Annotated in this window: 26 protein-coding genes; 18 read left to right on the top strand and 8 right to left on the bottom strand. The window is 57.5% G+C overall.

Annotated elements, in window-relative coordinates; all coding sequences use genetic code 11:
• Positions 1-34: 34 nt before the first annotated feature.
• Complete coding sequence (locus W822_RS0123290; protein WP_031242225.1) at positions 35-739, top strand: DeoR/GlpR family DNA-binding transcription regulator; 705 nt, start codon at positions 35-37, stop codon at positions 737-739.
• A gap of 276 nt (positions 740-1015) precedes the next feature.
• On the opposite strand, the gene W822_RS29410 is transcribed toward W822_RS0123290, so the two are convergent.
• From W822_RS29410 to deoC, 8 genes are all read right to left on the bottom strand, one after another.
• The gene (locus tag W822_RS29410; RefSeq protein ID WP_051401698.1) at positions 1016-2041 is read right to left on the bottom strand and encodes an ABC transporter permease; all 1026 of its coding nucleotides are present in this window, start codon (positions 2039-2041) and stop codon (positions 1016-1018) included.
• A 29-nt stretch (positions 2042-2070) separates the two neighbouring features.
• Entirely contained in the window at positions 2071-3636 is a 1566-nt protein-coding gene (locus tag W822_RS29405) for a sugar ABC transporter ATP-binding protein (RefSeq protein WP_024004147.1), read from the bottom strand.
• A gap of 65 nt (positions 3637-3701) precedes the next feature.
• Positions 3702-4706 carry a substrate-binding domain-containing protein gene (locus tag W822_RS29400; RefSeq protein WP_024004146.1) on the bottom strand — a complete coding sequence of 335 codons (1005 nt, stop codon included), beginning with the start codon at positions 4704-4706 and terminating at the stop codon, positions 3702-3704.
• Positions 4707-4782: 76 nt separating this feature from the next.
• Entirely contained in the window at positions 4783-5793 is a 1011-nt protein-coding gene (locus tag W822_RS0123285) for an ABC transporter permease (RefSeq protein WP_034279472.1), read from the bottom strand.
• A 3-nt stretch (positions 5794-5796) separates the two neighbouring features.
• Positions 5797-6732 (bottom strand): ribokinase, encoded by a 936-nt coding sequence (gene rbsK, locus W822_RS0123280; protein WP_031242219.1) that lies wholly within the window; start codon positions 6730-6732, stop codon positions 5797-5799.
• Between the two features lie 24 nt (positions 6733-6756).
• A complete protein-coding gene (locus W822_RS29395; protein ID WP_024004145.1) occupies positions 6757-7212 on the bottom strand; it encodes an RbsD/FucU family protein in 456 nt (151 codons plus the stop codon).
• A gap of 30 nt (positions 7213-7242) precedes the next feature.
• Entirely contained in the window at positions 7243-9636 is a 2394-nt protein-coding gene (locus W822_RS29390; RefSeq protein ID WP_024004144.1) for an aldehyde dehydrogenase family protein, read from the bottom strand.
• A gap of 4 nt (positions 9637-9640) precedes the next feature.
• Positions 9641-10633: a deoxyribose-phosphate aldolase gene (deoC, locus tag W822_RS29385; RefSeq protein WP_024004143.1), complete on the bottom strand. Its 993-nt coding sequence runs from the start codon at positions 10631-10633 to the stop codon at positions 9641-9643.
• 146 nt (positions 10634-10779) lie between these two features.
• Between deoC and W822_RS29380 the strand changes: the two genes are divergently transcribed.
• From W822_RS29380 to W822_RS29300, 17 genes are all read left to right on the top strand, one after another.
• On the top strand, positions 10780-12366 hold the full coding sequence (locus W822_RS29380; protein ID WP_024004142.1) for an FGGY-family carbohydrate kinase: 1587 nt from the start codon (positions 10780-10782) through the stop codon (positions 12364-12366).
• A 300-nt stretch (positions 12367-12666) separates the two neighbouring features.
• The gene (rplC, locus tag W822_RS29375) at positions 12667-13356 is read left to right on the top strand and encodes a 50S ribosomal protein L3 (protein WP_031242215.1); all 690 of its coding nucleotides are present in this window, start codon (positions 12667-12669) and stop codon (positions 13354-13356) included.
• Positions 13356-13976, top strand: a complete 621-nt coding sequence (rplD, locus tag W822_RS29370) for a 50S ribosomal protein L4 (RefSeq protein ID WP_024004140.1) — start codon at positions 13356-13358, stop codon at positions 13974-13976. The genes rplC and rplD overlap by 1 nt, the downstream gene beginning before the upstream one ends.
• Positions 13973-14275, top strand: a complete 303-nt coding sequence (rplW, locus tag W822_RS29365) for a 50S ribosomal protein L23 (protein ID WP_024004139.1) — start codon at positions 13973-13975, stop codon at positions 14273-14275. Before rplD ends, rplW begins: the two co-directional genes overlap by 4 nt.
• Position 14276: 1 nt before the next feature.
• Positions 14277-15104 carry a 50S ribosomal protein L2 gene (rplB, locus tag W822_RS29360; RefSeq protein ID WP_024004138.1) on the top strand — a complete coding sequence of 276 codons (828 nt, stop codon included), beginning with the start codon at positions 14277-14279 and terminating at the stop codon, positions 15102-15104.
• Between the two features lie 12 nt (positions 15105-15116).
• Entirely contained in the window at positions 15117-15392 is a 276-nt protein-coding gene (gene rpsS, locus W822_RS29355; RefSeq protein ID WP_014752563.1) for a 30S ribosomal protein S19, read from the top strand.
• Between the two features lie 3 nt (positions 15393-15395).
• Complete coding sequence (rplV, locus tag W822_RS29350; RefSeq protein WP_024004137.1) at positions 15396-15725, top strand: 50S ribosomal protein L22; 330 nt, start codon at positions 15396-15398, stop codon at positions 15723-15725.
• A 9-nt stretch (positions 15726-15734) separates the two neighbouring features.
• Complete coding sequence (gene rpsC, locus W822_RS29345; protein ID WP_024004136.1) at positions 15735-16538, top strand: 30S ribosomal protein S3; 804 nt, start codon at positions 15735-15737, stop codon at positions 16536-16538.
• Positions 16539-16540: 2 nt separating this feature from the next.
• Positions 16541-16957, top strand: a complete 417-nt coding sequence (gene rplP, locus W822_RS29340; protein ID WP_014752560.1) for a 50S ribosomal protein L16 — start codon at positions 16541-16543, stop codon at positions 16955-16957.
• Between the two features lie 10 nt (positions 16958-16967).
• A complete protein-coding gene (gene rpmC / locus W822_RS29335; RefSeq protein ID WP_014752559.1) occupies positions 16968-17162 on the top strand; it encodes a 50S ribosomal protein L29 in 195 nt (64 codons plus the stop codon).
• A gap of 1 nt (position 17163) precedes the next feature.
• Complete coding sequence (gene rpsQ, locus W822_RS29330; RefSeq protein ID WP_024004135.1) at positions 17164-17445, top strand: 30S ribosomal protein S17; 282 nt, start codon at positions 17164-17166, stop codon at positions 17443-17445.
• Positions 17446-17734: 289 nt separating this feature from the next.
• Complete coding sequence (locus tag W822_RS29325) at positions 17735-18136, top strand: hypothetical protein (protein ID WP_024004134.1); 402 nt, start codon at positions 17735-17737, stop codon at positions 18134-18136.
• A 187-nt stretch (positions 18137-18323) separates the two neighbouring features.
• Positions 18324-19691 (top strand): FAD-binding oxidoreductase, encoded by a 1368-nt coding sequence (locus W822_RS29320; RefSeq protein WP_024004133.1) that lies wholly within the window; start codon positions 18324-18326, stop codon positions 19689-19691.
• A 34-nt stretch (positions 19692-19725) separates the two neighbouring features.
• Positions 19726-21159, top strand: a complete 1434-nt coding sequence (locus tag W822_RS29315) for an FAD-binding oxidoreductase (protein WP_024004132.1) — start codon at positions 19726-19728, stop codon at positions 21157-21159.
• A gap of 120 nt (positions 21160-21279) precedes the next feature.
• Positions 21280-22185 (top strand): 2-dehydro-3-deoxygalactonokinase, encoded by a 906-nt coding sequence (locus tag W822_RS29310; protein WP_024004130.1) that lies wholly within the window; start codon positions 21280-21282, stop codon positions 22183-22185.
• Positions 22166-22789, top strand: coding sequence for a 2-dehydro-3-deoxy-6-phosphogalactonate aldolase (locus W822_RS29305; protein WP_024004129.1), 624 nt, complete (start codon positions 22166-22168; stop codon positions 22787-22789). The genes W822_RS29310 and W822_RS29305 overlap by 20 nt, the downstream gene beginning before the upstream one ends.
• A 175-nt stretch (positions 22790-22964) precedes the next feature.
• Positions 22965-23516 carry a fasciclin domain-containing protein gene (locus tag W822_RS29300; protein ID WP_024004128.1) on the top strand — a complete coding sequence of 184 codons (552 nt, stop codon included), beginning with the start codon at positions 22965-22967 and terminating at the stop codon, positions 23514-23516.
• Positions 23517-23641 lie beyond the last annotated feature (125 nt).

Here is a 23641-nt window from a genome sequence, read left to right as displayed (position 1 = left end):
ACAGTGAAACCAGAGATAACGTAGGAAGAAGGACATGACGCCAGCAGAGCGTTTACACAAGCTGGAGCAGGCGCTGCAGCAGGCAGGGTCGTTGCGGCTGCGGGATGCAGCGGCATTGCTCGGCGTATCGGAAATGACGGTGCGGCGCGATCTGGCGCGCGGCGATGGCAAATTGTCCTATCTGGGTGGCCACATCGTGTCAGCACAGTCCCTGCAGGGCGGCGCGCACTATTCGCTGGCGCAGGAAAAGGACCATTTTGCCCAGGCTAAAAAACGTGCATCGCAAAAGGCGCTGGCGCTGATTCATGAGCACGATGTCATTTTCATCGACTGCGGCACGACACTGGTCCATCTGGCCCGGCTGATTCCCGATGACCTGGCCTTGACGGTGGTCTGTTACTCCCTGAATACCGCGGAAATCCTCAAGCATAAGCGTGCATTGCGACTGATCGTGCTGGGCGGCACCTACATGCCGTCTTCGGATTCTTTTTCGGGACAGGAGGCGCTGGGCGCGCTGGATCAGATCAGTTTTGATACCGCCTTCATCTCGGCCGGTGGCGTGGACGAGCAGACCGGCATCAGCTGCTGGAACCTGCACGAAAAAGATATCAAGCGCCGCGCCATGCAGCGGGCCAAACGCCGCTATCTGGTGGTCGACTCAAGCAAGCTGGGCGTACGCCGGCATATTCACTTTGCCGATGTCAATCAGTTTGATGCGGTTTTGACTGAACAGTCTTAACTGCGAAATACGTATTTTCCGATGGTGATTGCTCATACTGAGTGTGCTAAAAATGCCTGTCTGCTGATGCTGTCACACAGACAAGCGAGAGATGAAATACGATGAGCATATATCCCATTCCTGAATTTAGCGATGAAGAAAATCCTGAATGGGGCCCGGATGAATTTGCCAGGGCCCGCCCATTTCATGAAGTTATAGCAGAACGATTCGGCGCAAAAGAGGCCGAGGAGTTGCTGTGTCGTTATGGCCGCTCCAAGGCGTCGCCCAGATTGCCCGCTACCGTTTGCTACGCAGCGAAAACAGTAGACCAGCCACCAGAATAAACGCGCCGACAATCACCTTCTGCCAGGTCGTGGGAATCCCCAAGGTAATCAACACACTGTTGATAAGCGTCACCAGCAGTACACCCAGCAGGGTTCCTGTCACGGTGCCGCTGCCGCCGGTAATGCGGGCGCCGCCCAGGATCACGGCAGCAATCACGTCCAGTTCGGTGCCGACAATATCAAACGGATTGGCAATGCGTGTGCTGGACACATGAATGATGCCGGCAATGCCGGCCAGCAGACCTGCATAACCAAAGACAAAGAGATAAACGCGCGTCAGGTTATAGCCCAGGCGTTCGGCAATGGCGGGGCTGCCGCCCATGGCATAGACGGCGCGTCCCATCATCGTCTTGTTCAGCAGCCACCAGGTGATCAGCGCGAGAATCGGTATGGCCAGGGTGGTGTATGGCAATGCCGTCTGCAGCCCCTGATTGTTCTGGAAGCTCACAATATTGGCCTGTCCCACCGCAAGCATGGAGGGCGGGATATTCATGAAAAACTCCGTGCCGATAAACGCCAGCAGAAAGCCGCGGATCAGAAACTGTGTCCCGATGGTGACCACCAGCGACGGTGCCGCCAGCTTTTTGACCAGCCAGCCGTTCATCAGGCCCAGCAGCAGGCCACCCGCGGCGCCGGCCAGCAGGATCAGCACAAACGGCGCTTCCGGAAAAAACAGCAGGACAATCTTGGTCAGGCCGTACATCACCAGCGCGGCGATCGCCGTAAAAGACACATCGAGCCCGCCCGAGGCCAGCACCACCAGAATCCCCAACGCAAAAATCGCCGAGCGGGTGGCTGCGCGCAACACATCGAACAGCGAACCAGGCTGGAAGAACATGGGATTGATAACGGCCACGACAACAAACAGGATCACGATCAGGCCGAGCGTAAAGAACTCGGGATGCCGGACCAGATAGGGCGGTCGATTGGGTGTGGCGCTGTCCTGGGCGGTGGGGCTGGCAGAAGTCGTCGTGGTCATGGTTGGCGAAATGAGAATCAATAGGGGGGTTACGACAGCAAGGCGTGGTAAAGCGCCGGCTCTTCAAGACCTTCTGCCTGAAATTCGTCGCTGATACGGCCTTTCTTCATGAGCAGAATCCGGTCGCAGTTGGCCAGTAGCTCGGGCAGGTCATCGCTGATGATAATAATGCTCATGCCCTCTTCAGTCAGGGACTGGATGATCTGGTAAATCGTATCTTTGGAACCAACGTCGACGCCGACCGTGGGGCCGTGCAGAATCAGCAGCAGCGGGTTGATCGCCAGCCAGCGCCCGATCAGCACGCGTTGCTGGTTGCCGCCAGACAGGCTTTGCACCGGGTTCTGAACGTTGGGTGTGGCGATCTTCAGGCGACTGGTCATATCCTGCGAGAAGCGGGCGGCCTTGTCTTTCTGGATCTGCCCCAGCGCGTCGCACATATCCGGCAGAACGGCCGTGATGGTATTGTCAGTGATCGAGCGGGTCAAAAACAGTCCTTCGACCAGGCGATCTTCCGGCACGTAGGCAATGCGATGGGCGGTGGCTTCGGCGGGCGTATTGACCGTAATGGGCTTGCCATTGAGCGTCAGCGTGCCGCTGCGCAGCGGCGCGACGCCGGCCAGCGCCCGTGCCAATTCATTGCGGCCGGAATCCAGCAAGCCGGTGATGCCGACGATTTCACCCTTGTGCACGTCAAAGGAGATATCGTTGAAATCCTGATCACGGCCCAGGTTGCGCACGCCCAGCATGACCTCGGCCTGTGGCGTATTCCGGCGATAACGCTGGTCGCTCAGCACTCGCCCCGTCATGAGTTCGCCGATCTGATGTTTGCTGAAGTTGTTGATGTCACCCTGGGCAATCACCTGACCGTCTCGCATCACAATGACGTTGCCGCCGATGGCGTAGCATTCGTCCAGCTTATGACTCACAAAAAGCACGGCAACGCCGCGTGCACACAGGTCCTTGACGATGCGAACCAGATTGTCCACTTCCTTTTGCGTCAGCGAGGTGGTTGGTTCATCCATGATGATGAAACGGGCGTCGCTTGCCACGGCACGTGCAATCGCAACCAACTGTCGCGTGGCCAGGGGCAGGTCTTCGATTTTTGCCTGCAGAAAATAGCGATCATCGGGTAACTGCAACTGGCGCAGCGCGCCGACCGCCCGATCACGCAATACCTGATGGTTGATCACGCGGGCAAGCCGACCCTGGTGTTCGGCCAGTTCCACCGTCAGGGAAATATTGTCCATGACGCTCAGATTGGGAATCAGCGACAAGTCCTGGTATACCGTTTCAATGCCGGCGCCCAGGGCGCTCAGTGCAGTGAATTCCTCAAAGCGCTCGCCATCCAGAATCAGGTCGCCCTCATCTGGCGGCTGGGCACCCGAGATAATCTTGATCAGCGTGCTCTTGCCGCAGCCGTTTTCACCGAGCAAATGGTATATCTGTCCGGGGTGGATATCCAGGCTGACACCGCGCAGTGCATGCACGCCCGTAAAGCGCTTGTGGATATCGCGAACAGACAGAAATGCCTTCCCGTCAGCGGCAGGCTGTGCGGGCGTGTGGTCGTGGTTCGTGCGTGTCGTTGTCGTCGTCATCTGGGCAGAATCCCGTTGCGGGCCGCCCGCGAGAGGCGCGGCCCGAAGCTGGTCTCAGGGACCGGTCAGAAGTTATATTGTTTGTAGTTGGCCTTGTCCACGCGAACCCAGCCGGCGCCACGGATGATCATGCCCTTGCCGGGGCCTTTTTCGACCGTCACTTTTTCGTAGCCAGGCACGCCAAGGTCGGTGCCGTTTTCAATGGTTTTGCCTTCCAGCAGCATTTTGGCGACATTGTTCATGGCAATGCCGGCGTCTTTCGGATCCCAGAAAGCAATACCGGTAATGGCGTCTTTTTCCATATAAGGCCCGGCTTCGCCCGGCAGGCCCGTACCGAATACGCAGATCTTGCCTGCTTTGCCTGCTTCTTCAACGGCACGGCCGATACCGATTACGTCCAGGGAAGACGACCCCTGAAAGCCGGCCAGATTCGGATACTTGCGCAGCAGCTGCTGGGCCACCTGGTAGGCTTTCTCACCGTCATTGTTGGTTTCCTGCATGGTCGTCACCAGTTTCAGATCGGGATATTTGGCTTTGGCATTGTCAATCCCGCCCTGCGCCCATTGCACCTGCGAACGGCTGCCCAGTGAACCCACCAGAACCGCCCACTCGCCCTTGTTGGCCATGCATTTGGCCAGACGCTCGTTCAGATCGGCGCCGTATTCGTTGTTCTTGAAGGCTTCCAGATCGTAGTCAGTGTTTTTCAGGTTGTCTGCTTCGTGCGTGACAATCTTGATGCCACGGCTTTTGGCGCGGGCCAGGATGGGTTCCAGCGTAGGCGGATCAAATGGCACGATCGCCAGCGCACTGACGTTTTTGGCGACCAGGTCCTGAATAATTTTCAATTGCTGGGCAGCATCGGCACGGCCGGGACCGGTCTGCGACGCGTTAATGTCCGGATTGGCCTTGGCAAATTCCTTGACGCCTTCGTCCATACGGGTGAACCAGTTGATGCCGGTGACTTTCACAACCGTGACGATGGATTTTTTATCTTCGGCGTGCGCCCCGGCAGCGAATCCGATGCCGATTGTGCAAGCCAACAGGCACATTGGCAGTGTCTTGAGTTTCATGCGTGTCTCCAAAATCCCATCAACGGACAGTGATCGGTACCGGATGGGGCGGTGCAGATCAAGTTTGAACAGTGGATCAGGTCTTGACGGCCTGGCGCCGCCTGATTCTGAGTTTGATCTCCTGCCGGGAATAGGCCAGGAAGAACAAGAGCAGCAGCCCCCAGATGCAATTGCCGGCAAATTCGGATACGCCGATCAGATTGAACATGCTTGAGAGCAATTGCAGCGCTGTTGCCGCAAAAAATACGCAGATGACGCGCCCATAACCGCCCGCGGGATTGACGCCCCCCATGACGGCGATCAGGATGGCGATCAAGAGATAGGAATCGCCGTACTTGGCGCTGGCGCTCGCAGCCTGGCTGGCCGACATCAAACCCGAGCAGGCGGCCAGCAGGCCGCACATGGTGTAGGTGCAGATAAGCATGGTGCTGCGGGGGATACCCGCGTAGTAGGCGGCTTTGGGGTTGGTCCCCAGCATGTAAAGGCGCAGCCCGAACGGTGTCCGCTTCAATACCCAGCCCAGAAACAGGGCGAATGCCACAAAAATAATAAAAGCGATGGGAATGCCGAACAGATTGTCGTTGCCGATGGCCGAAAGCGGTTCGATATACGGCAGATTGACCGACGATCCATTGGACAGTACCGTGGCGATGCCGGTAAAAACCAGTTGCGTGCCCAGCGTAGTCAGGATCGGTGTCAGATTGAAGCGGGCAATGATAATGCCGTTGAGCAGTCCGCCCAGCAGACCGACGCACAGCATGAGGCCCACAAACGAAAAAGTGAACAGCCACGGCGCCGCTTCGGCATCGATCCATTGCGGCAGGAGCAACGCACCAATCACACCGGCCAGGTTTGCCAGTGCAATACCCGATAAATCAATGCCCCCATTGCCCGAAATCATGGACATCATCATGGCCATGGCCAGCAGACCCATTTGCGGCAATTGCATGGCCATGGACTGCAGATTGAACACGCTGACAAAATCCGCGCCCGACGACAGGAGCGTGCCTGCGATCACGATCACAATATTGATCGCCAGAAGGAATGTCAGTTGCCGGTCGGTAAAGGGAGATTGGGCAGATTTCATTGTTCAGGGACCTGTGCAAAGCAGGGTATCGATTTGCGCCCGATCGGGCATGGACGCAGCGGTACCGCTGCGTGTCACGGAAATGCCGGCCAGTGCCGAGGCAAACCGCAGGGCCTCCTCGGGTGGGCGGCCTTCGGCCAGCGCGGTGGCCAGGCCGGCGGTGAACCCATCGCCGGCGCCTGCCGTATCAATGCACTTGCCGGCAATAAACGGGGCAATATGAACACTTTTTTCCGCCGTGTGCAACAGGGAGCCCTGGTCGCCCAGTGTGATCACCACATTCTTCACGCCTTTCGCCAGCAGCAGGTCGGCGGCGGCGCGTGCCTGGTCCAGATTGGTCACGGGCATGCCGGTCAGCAGGCTTGTCTCGGTCTCATTCGGCGTGATCCAGTCACAAAGCGGGAAGATATCGTCCGGCAGTGTGGCTGCGGGGGCGGGGTTGAAAATGGTGGTGACGCCGTGCTTGCGGGCCAGGCGCAGGCCATGCATGGCCACATCCAGGGGCTGCTCCAGTTGCGCCACAAAGATATGCGCGCCGGCGATGTCGTCTTCAATGGCATCCAGATCGGCGGGCACCATATGCGCGGCCGCGCCGGCATAGACGATAATGGCATTGCGGCCGGTGTCGTCTTCGACAAAAATATGCGCAGCGCCCGTAGTCAGGTCATCATGCAGGGTGGCTCGTGAGGTTACTCCGGCCTGCTGCCAGGTTTTTTGTGCATCCGCGGCGAAGGCGTCATTGCCCAGGCGGGTGCAGAAAAAAACCTCGGCACCGGCGCGGGCGGCCGCCACGGCCTGATTGGATCCCTTGCCACCCGGCCCCATGGCAAAATGGCTGCCCAGCAGGGTCTCGCCGATAATCGGCATGCGGGGCGCCTTGAATAGCAGGTCGGCAACGTAAATACCGACAATAACAATACGTGGACGTGTTGCGGTCATATGGACAGACACTCGACAGGTGTGTCAGACAGGCTGACGGTTGGTCTGGGTTGGATTGAGCACGCCTTTCTTGAAAATAAAGCACCCATAGCTGCGCGTATCCGCAGTTACGATGACGCAATAGGCGCGGCGGGCGCGTTCGTAAAAGGCGTGACGTTCGATGGGCGCCAGGCGCTGGCCGTCTTCCAGCAAGGCCTGGACGTCCTGTTGTACTTCAGGAATGTGCTCAGGGTCATCGACCACTTCCATGCGCAGAGCCGGGTCGGGCACGAAGCTGTCCAGTACCATGACCGACAGCACCGCCTGGGCGACCCGGTCGGCGCTGGCGTCAATGCGCAGCAGCTTGCCTATGCTGGTCTGGCGCGCGATGGAATCCGAGGGGAAATGCGCATCGCTGATAATCAGTTCGTCGCCATGGCCCATGGAGCGCAGGGCATGCAGTACGTCGGCATTGAGCAGCGGGTCGATGTTCTTGAGCATAAGCTGTCCTTGTTCTGGCAGGTATTATAATCAGTCTCCGTAGGGTATCCAGATATTCTTGACCTGGGTGGCCTGGCGAAGCAAAAGCTGAATGTCGGCCGCCGTCCACTGTTGCCAGTCGATGGCCTTGCCCTCGTTGCCGAAGGTGCGTTTCAGATTGCCGACAGAGCGTTTTTGGATCAATTCGGTCAATTCGAGCGGGCCGAAGGCCCACACGCTGTCGACATCATCATGATCCGCCAGTACGGCTGCCAGTTCCAGGCGGTCACCCGTGACGATATTGACTGCGCCAGCGGGTACATCCGAGGTTTCCAGCACCTGATACAGATCGGTAGCGAGCAATGCGGCCTGGTTTCCCGGAATCAAAACAAGACTATTGCCCATTGCCATGCCGGCGGCAATCAGGGAAATCATGGAGAGCCACGGCGATTCGTCAGGGCAGATTACACCGATGACGCCAATGGGTTCATTCACGGCCAGCGCAACGCCACGTAACGGTGGGGTATGCACACGACCGTCATATTTGTCGGCCCAGGCGGCAAAGGTGAACAGGCGTTCGAGCCCCAGTTCAAATTCCCGGGTCGCGTCCTTGCGGCTTGCGCCGCTGGTGCTGGCCAGGCGGCGCGTGAGTTCTTCTGCACGATACGACAGGTTTTCGGCCAGATAGTAAAGCACTTGCGAGCGATTGAAGGTGGTGGCGTTTTGCCAACTGCCTGCCTTGCGCGCGGCGGCCACCGCATTGCGGATATCCTTGCGCGAGCCCACCGCGATTTCACCGGCAAACTTCCCATCGCTATCGGTCACTGCGACACTGGTACCGCCGTCGGGGCGAACCTGCTTGCCGCCGATATACAACTTGGCGGTGCGATCAATACCGGGAACCTCGAATTCATTCTGTACAGGGACGGCAGATGTCCTGCTGTCCTTGCGGCCCGTCTTAAGGGCGGGTGCTTTGGCCCAGGACACGGGCCTGAGGTATTCATAAATGCCTTCGAGTCCGCCTTCACGGCCGTAACCTGATTCGCGGACACCGCCAAAACCGACAGAGGCGTCAAACAGATTGCTGGCGTTGATCCAGACGACACCGCAACGCAGTTTCGGGGCGATATCCAGTGCCAGATTGATATTCTCGCTCCACACGCTGGCAGCCAGACCGTAACGGGTATTGTTAGCCAGCTCAACCGCCTCTTGCGGAGTGCGAAAGGTCATGCTGACCAGCACCGGGCCGAAAATTTCTTCCTGGGCCAGGGTTGATGCGGGCTGTACACCGGTGATCAGTGTCGGCGGGTAGTAAGTGCCGATCTCTGGCAGGGTGGTTTCCGTTGCTTGCCACAGCTCGCCTCCCTGCCTCACGCCGTCCTTGACCAGTTGGCGGATGCGCTGCAATTGCGTGGGGTCAATAATGGCGGACATATCGATATTTTTGTCCAGCGATGGGCCGACGCGCAGCGTTTTCATGCGGTCACGCAGGCGTGCATGGACGCGTTCAGCCACGCTTTCCTGCACCAGCAGGCGCGAGCCGGCGCAGCACACTTGTCCCTGATTGAACCAGATGGCGTCGACAATGCCTTCGATGGCACTGTCAATATCGGCGTCATCAAAGATAATGAAAGGCGACTTGCCGCCCAGCTCCAGCGTCAGCCCCTTGCCTGAACCGGCCGTCTGGCTGCGGATCAATCGCCCCACCTCGGTCGAACCGGTAAAGGCAATTTTGTCCACATCGGCATGGCCGACCAGATATTCACCGACCGTGCCATCGCCGGTGACGACATTGAGCACCCCCGCCGGCAGCGTGCGTGCGGCCAGTTCGGCAAACAGCAAGGCCGTGAGCGAAGTAAATTCGGCAGGCTTGAGTACCACCGTGTTGCCGCTGGCCAGTGCCGGGGCGACTTTCCAGGCCAGCATCAGCAGCGGGAAATTCCAGGGAATAATCTGACCGACAACCCCATAGGGCTGCCATTGGGTCATTTCGGTATCCTGCAACTGGGCCATGCCGGCGTGATACAGAAAATGACGCGCTGCCAGCGGTACATCCAGGTCGCGCGACTCGCGGATGGGCTTGCCATTGTCCAGCGACTCAAGCACGGCAAACAGGCGGCTGTATTTTTGCAGCATGCGCGCCAGGCTGTACAGGTGCCGTGCGCGGCCGTGGCCGCCCATCGCGAGCCAGCCCTTTTGCGCCTTGCGCGCCGCTTTCACGGCGGCATCGACATCGCTTTCGCTGGCCTGGCTCAGGGTCGCCAGTACCTGGCCCGTGGCCGGCTCCAGCGTCTCGAAGGTGGCGTTGTCGCCCGGTTTGGTAAATCGTCCGGCAGTGAAATGTGTAAAACGCGACCGGTGTTGGGCCAGCCACTGGCGGGCGGCGCTGTCGCTTTCAGGGGCGGTACCGTATTGCATGGTCATAAAGTAATCGGTGACAGTCATGGCGTTAACCCATCGGGTGGCGGTTAGTGGCCGAATAGCGGCCGGTCACGAAGTGCTCGAGCTGGCGCTCGATGTCGGCCAGCAGGCTGGAGGCACCGAAGCGGAACAGATCGGGCTCCAGCCAGCGGCGCCCCAGCTCTTCATTGACCAGAATGAGGTAGTTGATCGCATCCTTGGCTGTGGATACGCCCCCGGCCGGCTTGTAACCCACCTGGAAACCGGTCAGTGCCTGGTAGGCGCGAATGGCGCGAAGCATGACCAGGGAAACCGGCAGCGTGGCATTGACGCCTTCCTTGCCTGTGGAGGTTTTGATGAAATCGGCGCCGGCCATCATGCACACCATGGATGCCCTGGCGACATTGCGCAGGGTTCTGATGTCGCCGGTCGCCAGAATCGCCTTGACATGGGCGTTGCCGCAGGCCTGGCGATATTCGCGCATTTCCTGATACAGGGCCGGCCAGTTGCCGGTCAGCACATGTTCGCGGGTGATCACAATATCGATCTCGCTGGCGCCGGCGGCCACCGAGGCGGCGATTTCCTGCAACTTGATCTCATGCGGGGACAACCCTGCCGGAAATCCGGTAGACACGGCGGCAACGGGAATACCAGTGCGCGCCAGCGCATGGACGGCCGTATCGACATATCGGTGATAAACGCAGACTGCGCCGGTTGTGAGCGGCATCGTGAATCCCATGGCGTCAAGCAGATCCTGGCGCACGGGTTGGGCGGCCTTGGCGCACAGACGACGCACGCGCTCCGGTGTATCATCGCCATTGAGCGTGGTCAGGTCGATGCAACTGACAGCCTTGAGCAGCCAGGCGGCCTGGGCCTCTTTCTTGACGGTGCGCCGGCCGGGCAGGGAAGCGATGCGCCGTTCAATCGCACTCAGATTGGCGCGTTGCGCTTCGACCAGGGCCAGATCCAGTGGCATAATTTCGTTGCGTGCAACGGGCGGCCGCTCGCCAGCGGGGGTGGCCGGATGTGTCTGGGGACTCACGAAGTGTCTCCTGCATGAGATGCATGATTGTAGAATGTTGTTATTATTCTAACAAAAATGTTAGTTTCATAACAACATAGCGTTTTTCCGGATACGGGCAGCATGCCTGTCAACGATACAACACAATTGCCTTGGCAAGACGGACTATGGACAAATATATTATTGGCGTGGACATTGGCACTCAAAGCACCAAGGCGCTGATCGCCGGTACCGATGGCCGGCTCATCGCACAGGCCAGCGTGGCCTACCACCCGGATACACCGCGTCCCTTATGGGCAGAACAGGACGCCCGGGTATGGCTGGACGCCTTCGTACGCAGCGTACGCGAATGCGTAACGCGCGCAATGCAAATCGGTGTCCGCGAAGAGCAGATCGCCGGGCTGTGCATCAGCAGCCTGTATGGCGGGTCAGGCATTGCGGTGGATGAACAGTGCGAGCCGCTGTACCCCTGCCTCATCTGGATGGACCGGCGTGCCACGGCAGAGACCGACATGATCCGCGCACAGGTCGATCTGGAGCAATTATTTGCCATCACCGGCAACGGCGTGGACAGCTACTATGGTTTTACCAAAATGCTGTGGATCAAAAATCACGAACCCGATGTCTGGGCCAGAACCGCCTGGTTCCTGCCGCCTAACAGCTGGATCGCGCATTATCTGACGGGTGAGCTGGCTGTTGATCACAGTTCTGCCGGCAATATCGGCGGTGTTTACGACATGCAGCGTCATGTCTGGTCCGAAGAGGCCATGGGCATGGTCGGGCTGGATCCGGCAAAAATGCCGCCCATGTTGATTGACAGCACCGACGTGGTGGGCACCGTGACCGCCGCCAAGGCGGCACAGCTGGGGCTGACGCGCGGTATTCCCATCGTGCTGGGCGGCATTGATGCCGCCATTGCCACTTTCGCCGGCGGCGTACGCAAGCCGGGCGACCATGTGGCCATGCTTGGCACCAGCATGTGCTGGGGCTATCTGCAGACGGAAAGCGAAAGCGGCCGTGACCTGGTCTGCATGCCCTATGTCTACAAGGGGCAGGCACAGCGCTATGTATTTGGCGGTGCAGCGACGGCCGGGGGTGCTGTCACCTGGTTTGTTGAACAGTTCTGCCAGGCCGAGCAGGCGCAGGCCAAAGCGCAGGGCGTTTCCGTATACGCGCTACTGGAGCAGCAGGCTGCGCCGTTGCCGCCTGGTGCGCACGGACTGATCTTTCTGCCTTATCTGATGGGCGAACGCAGTCCGGTCTGGGACGCCCGTGCCAGTGGTACTTTTGCCGGATTGAATCTGACCCATACCCGGGCGCATCTGTATCGGGCGGTCATTGAAGGTATCGCCTTTGCCCTGTGGCACAACATGCAGGCCGTCGGCGAGCGACGGCAAAACCTGGACCAGCGCCTGGTGGTGGTGGGCGGGGCGGTCAATTCCGATTTGTGGATGCAGATTATTGCCGATGTTACCGGTTATCCGGTCTACACCATCGAAGAGGAGGTGGAGGCTGCCATGGGGGCGGCGCTGCTGGGCGCCGTCGGGCTGGGTCTGGTGAGCGAAGCCGAAGTGGAGCAGGGCTGGACCCACCTGGTCTGCCGCGCGACGCCCAATAGCCAGGCTCATCAGGTGTATCAGCAGCTGTTCGCGGTATACGAAGGACTGTATCCGGCCATGCAGTCCTCCATGCACGCGCTGGCTGCAGCAAGGGGCATCGCCCCCGTGTCGCAAATTTCTGACATAAATGATTGATTCTGCGTGGCTTTTCCGACGGGAACCGGTAATTTTACTTGCCAGAGGGCTCGCATAATGCTATAGTCACAGGCTAACCACTGTAGTTGGGTTCGCCATTTGGTCGGTTTTACTGGATTTTGGGCGCGTCACGGGCATGATCATGCTGCGTGTGCGCCTTGAGTTGTTTGATCAAATCGAGTCCACCTTCTTCAGGCGGTATTGTTGTTCGGGAAGACAAAGCGTTGCTGTCTTGAGTTCACCGGATGAATTAAATTAAATTTAGCCCCAGCCAATCGTAGCTGGGAATTGGAGAAAATGATGTCGAATACGACACCTACGCCTGCCGCTCATCGGCTGGGACTGGTTGGTCGCAAGGTTGGCATGATGCGTATCTTCACGGAAGAAGGCGAGTCAATCCCTGTCACCGTGCTGGACGTATCCAACAACCGCGTTACCCAGGTCAAGTCTCTGGACACAGACGGCTATGCTGCCGTTCAGGTTGCCTACGGCGAACGCCGTGCAAGCCGTGTGACAAAGGCGCAAGCAGGTCACTACGCAAAAGCCGGTGCAGAAGCCGGTTCTATCCTTAAAGAATTCCGTCTCGATCCTGCAAAAGCCGCTGAATTTACAGCCGGTGCCGTTGTAGCCGTCGAAAGCGTTTTCGAAGCCGGCCAGAAGGTTGATGTGCAAGGCACAACAATCGGTAAAGGTTTCGCAGGTACCATCAAGCGTCACAACTTTGGTTCCCAGCGCGCTTCTCACGGTAACTCCCGGTCACACCGTGTTCCTGGTTCTATCGGTCAGGCACAGGATCCGGGTCGTATTTTTCCTGGTAAACGCATGTCCGGTCATCTGGGTGATGTAACCCGTACCGTTCAAAATCTTGATGTCATCCGTGTTGACGCCGAGCGTGGTCTTCTGATGGTTCGTGGAGCAGTGCCCGGCCACAAGAATGGCGACGTCGTGGTTCTGCCGGCCATCAAAATGTCTGCGAAAGGAGCCAAATAATGGATCTTAAGCTCCTGAACGATCAGGGCCAGTCTGACGCAACCGTCAGCGCACCTGACACCATCTTTGGTCGCGACTTCAATGAAGCGCTGATTCACCAGGTCGTGATTGCCTATCAGGCAAATGCACGCGCCGGTAATCGCGCCCAGAAAGACCGCGAACAGGTCAAACACAGCACGAAAAAGCCATGGCGCCAGAAAGGTACCGGCCGCGCTCGTGCCGGTATGACATCCTCTCCCATCTGGCGTGGAGGTGGTCGTGCATTCCCGAACTCTCCTGAAGAAAACTTCAGCCAGAAAGTCAACAAAAAAATGTATCGCGCGGGTATCCGTTCGATCCTGTCTCAACTGGCTCGCGAAGATCGCATCGCCGTTGTCGACGCTTTCACTTTTGACACGCCTAAAACAAAACTGGCTGCGTCAAAACTCAAAGCAATGGGTCTGGATTCCGTTCTGATCATCACCGACACCGTTGATGAAAACACCTACCTGGCAACTCGCAATCTGCCGCACGTAGCTGTTGTAGAACCGCGTTACGCTGATCCGCTGTCTCTGGTCCACTACAAAAAAGTGCTGATCACCAAAGCAGCTATCGCTCAATTCGAGGAGATGCTGGGATGAAAGCAGAACGTCTATTGCAAGTGATTTTGGCACCCGTCATCACCGAGAAAGCGACTTTCATCGCCGAATCTGGTGCGAAACCCCAAATCGCGCTGCGTGTTGCACCCGATGCAACCAAGCCCGAAGTGAAAGCAGCTGTTGAAATGCTGTTCAAAGTTGAAGTCGATTCCGTTTCTGTACTGAACCGTAAAGGTAAGGTCAAGCGCTCAGGCCGTTTTACCGGTCGTCGCAAAACCAACCGTATTGCCTACGTTTCACTGAAGAAAGGTCAGGAACTTGACTTTACGGAGGTAAACTGAGATGGCCTTAGTTAAAACAAAACCAACCTCTGCCGGCCGTCGCGGCATGATCAAGGTTGTGCACGCCGATCTGCATAAAGGTGCGCCTTACGCAGCTCTGGTTGAGCACCAGAAACGTGGTTCCGGCCGTAACAACAACGGTCATATCACCATTCGTCATCGTGGCGGTGGTCATAAAAGCCATTACCGTCTGGTCGATTTCCGTCGCAACAAAGATGGCATTCCTGCCAAAGTAGAACGCCTGGAATACGATCCGAACCGTACTGCACACATTGCCCTGCTTTGCTATGCAGACGGCGAGCGTCGCTACATCATCGCTCCTCGTGGCCTGGCTGTCGGTGCATCACTGTTGTCCGGCAAGGAAGTGCCTATCCGCGTGGGTAACACCATGCCGATTCGCAACATCCCTATCGGTTCAACCATCCATTGCATCGAAATGCTGCCAGGAAAAGGCGCGCAAATCGCCCGTTCCGCTGGTGCATCCGCTGTTCTGATGGCCCGTGAAGGCATTTACGCCCAGGTCCGCCTGCGCTCTGGTGAAGTTCGCCGCGTTCATATCGACTGCCGCGCGACAATCGGTGAAGTCGGCAATGAAGAACACAGCCTGCGTCAATACGGTAAAGCCGGTGCGATGCGTTGGCGTGGTATTCGTCCGACCGTTCGTGGTGTTGCCATGAACCCGGTTGATCACCCACACGGTGGTGGTGAAGGCCGTACAGGCGAAGCTCGTGAGCCGGTCAGCCCATGGGGTACACCGTCCAAAGGCTTCAAAACCCGCCGCAACAAGCGTACTGACTCAATGATTGTGTCACGTCGCAAGCGTAAATAAGGGGCGAACTAAATGTCACGTTCTATTAAAAAAGGTCCTTTCGTAGACGCCCACTTGCTGAAAAAAGTGGATGCCGCCGTCGATGGGAAAGAGAAAAAACCGATCAAAACCTGGTCGCGTCGTTCAACCATCCTGCCTGACTTCATCGGCTTGACAATTGCTGTTCACAATGGCCGTCAACACGTGCCTGTGTATGTGAACGAAAATATGGTTGGTCACAAGCTTGGCGAGTTTGCACATACCCGTACATACAAGGGCCATGCTGCAGACAAAAAGTCTAAGAGGTAAGCGATGGAAACTACAGCCGTTATTCGTGGTGTACATATCTCTGCGCAAAAAACCCGTCTGGTTGCGGACATGGTCCGTGGCAAGTCTGTGGCACATGCGTTGAATATCCTTACATTCACACCAAAAAAAGCCGCTGGTATCGTCAAAAAAGCGCTCGAATCCGCAATTGCGAATGCCGAGCACAATGATGGTGCCGATATTGACGAACTGAAAGTCACAACGATCTATGTCGACAAAGCTCAGTCAATGAAGCGATTCTCCGCAAGGGCCAAGGGCCGCGGTAACCGTATCGAGAAGCAGACTTGCCACATTGTGGTCAAAGTCGGCGCATAAGGAGTCACAATGGGTCAGAAAATTCACCCTACCGGGTTCCGTCTCGCAGTTAACCGTAACTGGAGCTCACGCTGGTACGCAGACGATAAAAACTACGGCGCTATGCTGGCCGAAGACGTCCGTGTTCGCGAGTACCTGAAACGCAAACTGAAAAATGCGTCCGTCGGTCGCGTCCTGATCGAGCGTCCTGCAAAAAATGCACGGATTACCGTCTTTTCTGCACGTCCCGGTGTTGTCATCGGTAAGCGCGGCGAGGATATCGAGAGCCTGAAGTCCGATCTGCAACGCCTGATGGGTGTGCCGGTCCACGTCAATATCGAAGAAATCCGCAAGCCGGAAACCGATGCTCAGCTGATCGCCGATTCGATCGCCCAGCAGCTGGAAAAACGGATCATGTTCCGCCGCGCCATGAAACGCGCGATGCAGAACGCCATGCGCCTGGGTGCGCAAGGTATCAAGATCATGTCTTCCGGCCGTCTGAACGGTATTGAAATCGCCCGTACCGAATGGTATCGCGAAGGTCGTGTGCCTCTGCACACACTGCGCGCCATCATCGATTACGGCACCTCTGAAGCACAGACTACATACGGTATCATCGGTATCAAAGTCTGGGTTTACAAAGGTGATCTGCTGCCAAACGGCGAAATGCCAGCTGAAGTGGCTGCTGCGCCTCGTGAAGACGAGCGCCGCCCACGTCGTCCTCGTGGTGACCGTCCTGACGGACAGCGTCGTCCAGGCGGCCGTGGTCGCAACAGCGGTCGCAAAGCCGGTGATGCTGCAGCGCCAGCCGCAGCAGCGACAGAAGGAGAATAATTATGTTGTCACCAGCACGCAGGAAATACCGTAAAGAGCAGAAAGGCCGCAACACTGGCCTGGCTACTCGCGGTACCAATGTTAACTTTGGCGACTTCGGTCTGAAAGCCACTGGTCGCGGTCGTCTGACTGCTCGCCAGATCGAGGCAGCCCGTCGTGCCATGACCCGTCACATTAAACGTGGCGGCCGTATCTGGATCCGTATTTTCCCAGACAAGCCGATCTCTCAGAAACCTGCTGAGGTCCGGATGGGTAACGGTAAAGGTAACCCGGAGTACTGGGTAGCCGAGATCCAGCCTGGTAAAGTATTGTACGAAATGGACGGCGTCAGCGAAGAGCTGGCACGTGAAGCGTTCCGTCTGGCAGCTGCCAAGCTGCCAATCGCGACAACGTTTGTCACACGTCACTTCGGCGCTTAAGGAGAGATTCATGAAAGCAAGTGAACTCCGTTCGAAAGAGACGACCGAGCTGTCCAAAGAGCTCGAAAGCCTGTTGAGGGCACAATTTAGCCTGCGTATGCAGCGCGCCACTCAGCAGCTGTCCAACACAAGCCAGTTATTGAAAGTGCGTCGCGACATTGCGCGTGTCCGTACGGTCATGACTGAAAAAGCTGCAGGTAAGTAATATGAGCGAAACAACGCAAACGACACCCGCAAAGCGTCAGCGTACCCTGATCGGTAAAGTGGTTAGCAACAAGATGGACAAATCCGTCGTCGTTCTGGTAGAGCGTCGCGTGAAGCACCCCATCTACGGCAAAATCGTGGTCCGTTCAAACAAGTACAAAGCGCATGACGAGTCTAATGAGATCAACGAAGGCGACACAGTAGAAATTGCTGAAGGTCGTCCTATTTCACGCAGCAAATCGTGGAGCGTCGTTCGTCTTATTGAGGCTGCACGCGTCATCTGATGCTACGTCCAGGGCGGTCGCATCCATAGCCTGTGCAGTATGACAGGCAAGCGATAACACCGCCTTGCGGCACGCGAAGAGGAAGTACCAAGCCACCCTGAAAAGGGTGGCTTTTTTTTGCGCGCGCCGTTTGGGTTTGCCTGTTGGCAATGTGTCGGCTTATCTGTTTGTCGCTTTTTGTCAACGCCTGGTCCGATTGCTGCAGCGCGTGCGATGACGTGTCATATCGCTGTGATGAAATGAGCGCAGTTTGAATCTATCCCGTTTTTTTTCACAAGGAAATTTCATCATGCGTTTGACCCTGATTCCCGCCATCATGACTGCGATTGTGCTGGCTGGCTGCGCCTCTCAATCCGGTTCGACCAGTGGCAAGAAAGAAGAGAAAAAACTGACTCAGACGTTGCAGGGCGTGTATACCTGCGCGGGCAAGCGCCACCTGGGCGTGGCCTATGAGTTCGTCAACGACAAGGCCACCCGCGCCATCGTCAGCAGCGCCGGCAAAACATATGACCTGAAGCGCGCTGACCATACCGATGGCGATGCCACGGCCTTTACCGACGGCAAAATCACGTGGCTTGCCAGCGGCGAAGTGACGCAACAATCCATCAATACCCATCAGGGCAGCCGCTTGTTGAAAGTGTCCGGTAAAGGCCGTAACCGGGTCGTGGCCCAGGGTTGCAACGCGAGCTAATACATCATTCGGGGGGAAACATGCTCGCGGGGTGCTGCATCTGACGTTGGTTCAAAATACGACGGTACCTGATTTTGATTTAGGCTAAATCGCAGCTCCGTGATCGACAACCCGTCATGGGCACGGCAACCGGGCTTCTATCGGATAGAATAAATAGTTCTTCATTTTATGCGAGCGCCCCCGTTTCATGTCCGATGCTTTTTTATCCCGCCTCCCGGCAGGGCTGAGCGTTCTGTCCGATACGGCTTCCCTGACCCGCTATAGCACGGACGCCAGCGGTCTGCGCACCGGCACGCCGTTGCTGGTGGCGCGGCCTGCCACCGTAGCCCAGGTCGCCGCTTTGGTAACCCTGTGTGCCGAGGAAAACCGCAAAATCACCATCGCCGGCGGAGGCAGCGGCCTGGCCGGTGGCGCAGCGCCTGATGATGGCGACGTGGTGCTCTCGCTTGAGTTGCTGAACCAGATTGAAGAGATTGACGAGGCAGGGGGGACCGCGCTGGTGCAGGCAGGGGTGGTGCTGGAAACATTGTGCGCCGCCGTGGAAGAAAAGGGCTGGTATTTCCCGCTGGATCTGGGTGCGCGCGGTTCCTGTCAGATCGGCGGCAATGTCGCGACCAACGCCGGAGGCAACCGGGTACTGCGTTATGGGACGACCCGGCAACTGGTGCTGGGGCTGGAGGTAGTGCTGCCCGATGGCACGATCATGACCATGCTGGACCGCACGCTCAAAAACAATACCGGTCTGGACATCAAGCAGCTTTTTATCGGCACCGAAGGTACGCTGGGCATTATTACGCGCGTGGTTGTGCGCCTGTTCCCCCGGCCACAGGCAAGACGCTCGGCCCTGGTTGGTCTGGCCTCGTTCGCGCAGATCGCCCCCCTGCTGAAGGCGGCGCGCAGCGCCTTGCCCGAGTTATCCAGTTTCGAAGTCATGTGGGACAACTATGTTGCTGCCGCGGCAAAGGTCAAGGGCAAGCCGGTGCCTTTTGAGGGCGTCTGGCCCCTGACGGTGCTGCTTGAAACCGAAGGTGCTGACACGCCAATGTTCCATGCGGGCTTTGACGCCTTTCTGGAATCCATTCTTGAGAACGACACGGTACAGGATGCGATCGTGCCGCAAAGTCTGGAGCAGGCGGCAGACTTGTGGGCCATACGCGATGGCATCGGCGCGCTTTTTCCGTCATTGCGTCCCTTTGTCGCCTTCGATATAGGCATTCCGCTAAAGGACATGGGAGCGTTTATTGAACAGACCATGGCCGAACTGAACGCCCGCTGGCCTTATGCCGGCAACCTGCTGTTCGGCCATCTGGGCGACGGCAATTTGCACCTGACCACAGGTCATTTGCACGAGGCCGATATCGTTCCGGTTGAAGAGGCTATCTATGCGCTCACGTGCCGCTTTAACGGCAGCATCTCTGCAGAGCATGGCATCGGTCGACTGAAGAAACCCTTTCTCCATTACAGTCGTGATGATACCCAGCGGCAGGTCATGCAACGTATCCGCCAGGCACTCAATCCGCAAGGACTGGTGAACGCCGCCCGTATTATCGATTGATATTTCTATCGCTGTTTTCATAAGGCCGTTACCCATGGCATACAGTTCTTCTTCCCTCTCTTCATTCTATTCCGGCGCGCCGCGTCGACATTTGTCGGAGGCCGCGCGCTCGGCGTTTATGGCTCGTTTCGGCGATCGCTTCTCAACCGGAGATGCCGTTCGTGATCATCACGCCCGTGATGAATCTGCGTATCCGCCGGTGCAGCCCGACGGAGTGCTCTTCCCCAAAGATACAGACGACGTGGCCGCCGCCGTGAGGCTGTGTACCGAACACAATGTGCCGCTGATTCCATTTGGGATAGGCTCTTCAATCGAGGGGCATGTACTGCCTATCGAGGGTGGCATTACCGTTGATTTTCGCGACATGAACAAGGTATTGGCGATCCAGCCGGAAGATTTCACGGTCACGGTGCAGCCGGGCGTCATCCGTACTCAGTTGAACGACGAGATTCGTCATACCGGCCTGTTCTTTCCGATAGATCCGGGTGCGCATGCCTCTATTGGCGGCATGACCGCAACCCGTGCGTCCGGTACGAATGCAGTGCGCTATGGCACCATGCGCGATAACGTGCTGTCGCTTAAAGTGGTGACGGCAACGGGAGAAGTCATCCGCACCAGCAGCCGTGCGCGTAAATCGTCTGCCGGCTATGACCTGACGCATTTGTATGTGGGGAGCGAAGGCACGCTGGGTGTGATTGTCGAAATCACGCTGCGTGTTTATCCTCTGCCTGAAGCGGTCACTGCGGCTGTATGTTCTTTTCCGAGCTTGCGCAACGCGGTCCAGTCCGTCGTCGAAATCATGCAAAGCGGCGTGCCGGTTGCCCGGGTGGAGTTCATGGACGAACGCGCGGTGCGTGCTGTGAATGCTTACAGCAAAACCGCGCTGGCCGAACAGCCATTACTGCTGTTTGAGTTTCACGGATCCCCGGCGGGCATTGCCGAACAGACTGCCCTCGTGCAGGAACTGACGGCCGGGCAGGGTGGCACTGCGTTTGAATGGGCGGAAAAACCCGAGGAGCGCACGGCCCTGTGGACTGCCCGGCACAATTACTTTTTTGCGTGCCTGCAACAGCGGCCTGGTGGACGCGGTATCACGACGGATGTGTGCGTGCCGATCTCCAGATTGGCCGAATGCGTCACCGAAACGGCAGCTGATCTGGCCTCGCTGGCTTTTCCCTGGTCCATTGTCGGCCATGTGGGCGATGGCAATTTTCATGTTGTCATGATGATTGATGCCGACGATCAAAACGAATGGAAACAGGCTGAAGGCATCAATAGCCGGCTGGTCATGCGCGCGATCCGTATGGACGGCACCTGCACCGGCGAGCATGGTGTAGGCATCCACAAAATGGATTTTCTGAAAGCTGAACACGGCGAAGCCGCGCTGCAACTCATGCGCAACATCAAGCATGCCTACGACCCGAACAATATTTTCAATCCGGGCAAGATCGTCAGCTGGTCGGTGTAATGTGTTCGATGTCATTTGTGATAAGCTGATTGCCGCGACGATGTGATGGCTGCGCGTCATCATTCCGCAGAAAAGAAAACAAAAAGCCAGGCATGGTTTTTCAGAGGAGAACAGGACGATATGGTTTCGCGTTATCTCGCCGCCGACTGGGGGTCGACCAATCTGCGCCTCTGGCTGGTCGAAGAGGGCAAGGCTGTCAGTCAGGCCGCATCGCCTTTGGGCATTACCCGCATGCAGGGGCAGTCGTTCCCCGAAGTGCTGCGGGGTCTGATGCAGCAAATGGGCATCGCGCCGGTCGATGTCACGCGTGTTTATATCGCTGGCATGGCCGGCAGCAACGTAGGCTGGAAACAGGCTGATTACCTTTCATGTCCGGTAGCGCTCAATACGCTCGGCTTGAGCCTGACACCGGTAGATCCAGGATGGCCGGCGCAAGCCGGCATTATTCCCGGTGTCTGCGTACCCGGACCACAGGCCGCCGATGTGATGCGGGGTGAGGAAACCCAGTTGCTGGGCGCGCTGCAGGACGGGACCTGCAGCCTGTTCGTCCTGCCCGGTACGCACAGCAAGTGGGCGTTGGTCGAAAACGATATGATTCGCAGTTTTGTCACTGTGATGACCGGCGAGCTGTTCGATGTATTGCGCCATCATTCTTTACTGGGCCGGGGCTTGCCCGAGGGTGAGCCGGTACCCCAGGCATTTGATGACGGTGTCCATGCTGGCCTGCAGGCCAGCGACACGATGACCGAATTGTTCACGGTACGGGCGCGTTATGTACTGAATCATCTGGCCGCGACACAGGTCAGTGATTATCTGTCAGGTCTGCTGATCGGCTCCGAAGTTCGCGATATGCGCAGGCGGTTCGATGTTGCTGCAGATACGAGAATAACTTTGGTGGGCAGCGGCGCCCTGGCTGCCCGCTATGATCGTGCACTGTATCTGGCCGGTATTGCATTTGACATCTGTGATGCCGATGTCGCCCTGTTGAACGGAATAAGGAAAATTCATGACTCACTGGACACCTGAACTGCCTCTGATCGCGATCCTGCGTGGCATCACCCCGGACGAAGTGCTTGCTCACGTACGTGTGCTGCAGGAAGCGGGTTTTGACGCGATCGAGATTCCCACCAACTCGCCGGACTGGCACCTCAGTGTTCAGCGCGTAAGCGAAACATTCGGTCAGTCGCTCATGACGGGGGCGGGTACGGTACTGACTCCCGAACATCTGGCGCAACTTGCGCACGCAGGCGGCCGGCTGATGGTCACACCCAACACCAATCCGGCACTCATTGAGCAGGCTGCAGGCACTTACGGATTTGAAATCTGCGCCGGCTTTGCCACGGCCAGCGAGGCCTTTGCCGCCTTGCAGGCCGGTGCGCAATCGCTCAAGTTGTTTCCCTCCAGTGTATTCGGGCCTGATTACGTGAAGGCGCTCAAGGCGGTGCTGCCGGCGCAGGTCCCCTTGTATGCGGTCGGTGGCATCCATCCGGGGAATCTGGCGGACTATTTGCGCGCCGGTTGCGTGGGTGCGGGCCTGGGGTCCGATTTGTACCGGGCCGGGCAGGATGTGGCGGTCACGCGCGAACGCGCGCAGCGCTTTGTACAGGCGTGGCGGGATGCGCGATGCTGAACGAACCAGCGTAGAATGGCGAAAAATAGACTGAGCCCGGATGAAGCAACAGACCCGGAGATTTTTACCCCCACGTCATCAATTTTCTGACTGCATCTGCATCCGATTGGGCCATTCCCGCGTATATGTCAATGTGAGGTAACGTTACCCACATAATTCATATAAGGGAATTCTCATGAAAACACTTATTCGTTCACTCATCGTAGCCGGTATGCTGGCCGGTGCGGGTACGGCAGGCGCGGCAACAGTCAACGTTGGCGGCGCTCCCATGCTCTCGCAAAAGAACATTGTGGAAAACGCGATGAATTCGAAGGATCACACCACCCTGGTCGCAGCCGTCAAAGCTGCCGGCCTCGTCGAGACGCTGCAGGGCAAAGGGCCGTTTACCGTTTTTGCTCCCACAAATGCCGCTTTCAATGCTCTGCCTGCGGGTACAGTCGATACGCTGCTCAAGCCTGAGAACAAACAGAAGTTAACTGCGGTACTCACTTATCATGTGGTTGCGGGCAAATACACCAAACACGACCTGGAGAAAATCATCAAAAAAGACGGCGGTAAGGCGATGCTCAAAACCGTGCAGGGTGGAACGCTGTGGCTGATGATGAATGGACCGCAGAATATCCAGATCAAGGACGAAGCCGGGGGTATGGCCAACATCAGTACTTATGATGTCATGCAGTCAAATGGCGTGATCGACGTTATCGATACTGTACTGATGCCCAAGTAGCTCACTTGATATGACCCCTGCTGCCGTACCCGGACTGCAGGCGGACTTCGACAGTAGTAAATGTGTGAACCATGCACTTCTTACCCTCGCAAAGCCGGGCGTGCCGTGCGCTTTCATCCGTGTTG

Origin of the sequence: Advenella kashmirensis W13003 (assembly GCF_000506985.1) — a bacterium.
GTDB lineage: Bacteria > Pseudomonadota > Gammaproteobacteria > Burkholderiales > Burkholderiaceae_B > Advenella > Advenella kashmirensis_A.
The sequence above is the reverse complement of the archived record's forward strand: the minus strand, read 5'-3'. Positions and strand labels throughout refer to the sequence as shown.

Bases quoted from the DNA above. Each gene is read 5' to 3' on its own strand.
- W822_RS0123290 (WP_031242225.1), top strand. From the start codon at position 35: ATGACGCCAGCAGAGCGTTTACACAAGCTGGAGCAGGCGCTGCAGCAG.
- W822_RS29410 (WP_051401698.1), bottom strand. From the start codon at position 2,041: ATGACCACGACGACTTCTGCCAGCCCCACCGCCCAGGACAGCGCCACA.
- W822_RS29405 (WP_024004147.1), bottom strand. From the start codon at position 3,636: ATGACGACGACAACGACACGCACGAACCACGACCACACGCCCGCACAG.
- W822_RS29400 (WP_024004146.1), bottom strand. From the start codon at position 4,706: ATGAAACTCAAGACACTGCCAATGTGCCTGTTGGCTTGCACAATCGGC.
- W822_RS0123285 (WP_034279472.1), bottom strand. From the start codon at position 5,793: ATGAAATCTGCCCAATCTCCCTTTACCGACCGGCAACTGACATTCCTT.
- rbsK (WP_031242219.1), bottom strand. From the start codon at position 6,732: ATGACCGCAACACGTCCACGTATTGTTATTGTCGGTATTTACGTTGCC.
- W822_RS29395 (WP_024004145.1), bottom strand. From the start codon at position 7,212: ATGCTCAAGAACATCGACCCGCTGCTCAATGCCGACGTACTGCATGCC.
- W822_RS29390 (WP_024004144.1), bottom strand. From the start codon at position 9,636: ATGACTGTCACCGATTACTTTATGACCATGCAATACGGTACCGCCCCT.
- W822_RS29380 (WP_024004142.1), top strand. From the start codon at position 10,780: ATGGACAAATATATTATTGGCGTGGACATTGGCACTCAAAGCACCAAG.
- rplC (WP_031242215.1), top strand. From the start codon at position 12,667: ATGTCGAATACGACACCTACGCCTGCCGCTCATCGGCTGGGACTGGTT.
- rplD (WP_024004140.1), top strand. From the start codon at position 13,356: ATGGATCTTAAGCTCCTGAACGATCAGGGCCAGTCTGACGCAACCGTC.
- rplW (WP_024004139.1), top strand. From the start codon at position 13,973: ATGAAAGCAGAACGTCTATTGCAAGTGATTTTGGCACCCGTCATCACC.
- rplB (WP_024004138.1), top strand. From the start codon at position 14,277: ATGGCCTTAGTTAAAACAAAACCAACCTCTGCCGGCCGTCGCGGCATG.
- rpsS (WP_014752563.1), top strand. From the start codon at position 15,117: ATGTCACGTTCTATTAAAAAAGGTCCTTTCGTAGACGCCCACTTGCTG.
- rplV (WP_024004137.1), top strand. From the start codon at position 15,396: ATGGAAACTACAGCCGTTATTCGTGGTGTACATATCTCTGCGCAAAAA.
- rpsC (WP_024004136.1), top strand. From the start codon at position 15,735: ATGGGTCAGAAAATTCACCCTACCGGGTTCCGTCTCGCAGTTAACCGT.
- rplP (WP_014752560.1), top strand. From the start codon at position 16,541: ATGTTGTCACCAGCACGCAGGAAATACCGTAAAGAGCAGAAAGGCCGC.
- rpmC (WP_014752559.1), top strand. From the start codon at position 16,968: ATGAAAGCAAGTGAACTCCGTTCGAAAGAGACGACCGAGCTGTCCAAA.
- rpsQ (WP_024004135.1), top strand. From the start codon at position 17,164: ATGAGCGAAACAACGCAAACGACACCCGCAAAGCGTCAGCGTACCCTG.
- W822_RS29325 (WP_024004134.1), top strand. From the start codon at position 17,735: ATGCGTTTGACCCTGATTCCCGCCATCATGACTGCGATTGTGCTGGCT.
- W822_RS29320 (WP_024004133.1), top strand. From the start codon at position 18,324: ATGTCCGATGCTTTTTTATCCCGCCTCCCGGCAGGGCTGAGCGTTCTG.
- W822_RS29315 (WP_024004132.1), top strand. From the start codon at position 19,726: ATGGCATACAGTTCTTCTTCCCTCTCTTCATTCTATTCCGGCGCGCCG.
- W822_RS29310 (WP_024004130.1), top strand. From the start codon at position 21,280: ATGGTTTCGCGTTATCTCGCCGCCGACTGGGGGTCGACCAATCTGCGC.
- W822_RS29305 (WP_024004129.1), top strand. From the start codon at position 22,166: ATGACTCACTGGACACCTGAACTGCCTCTGATCGCGATCCTGCGTGGC.
- W822_RS29300 (WP_024004128.1), top strand. From the start codon at position 22,965: ATGAAAACACTTATTCGTTCACTCATCGTAGCCGGTATGCTGGCCGGT.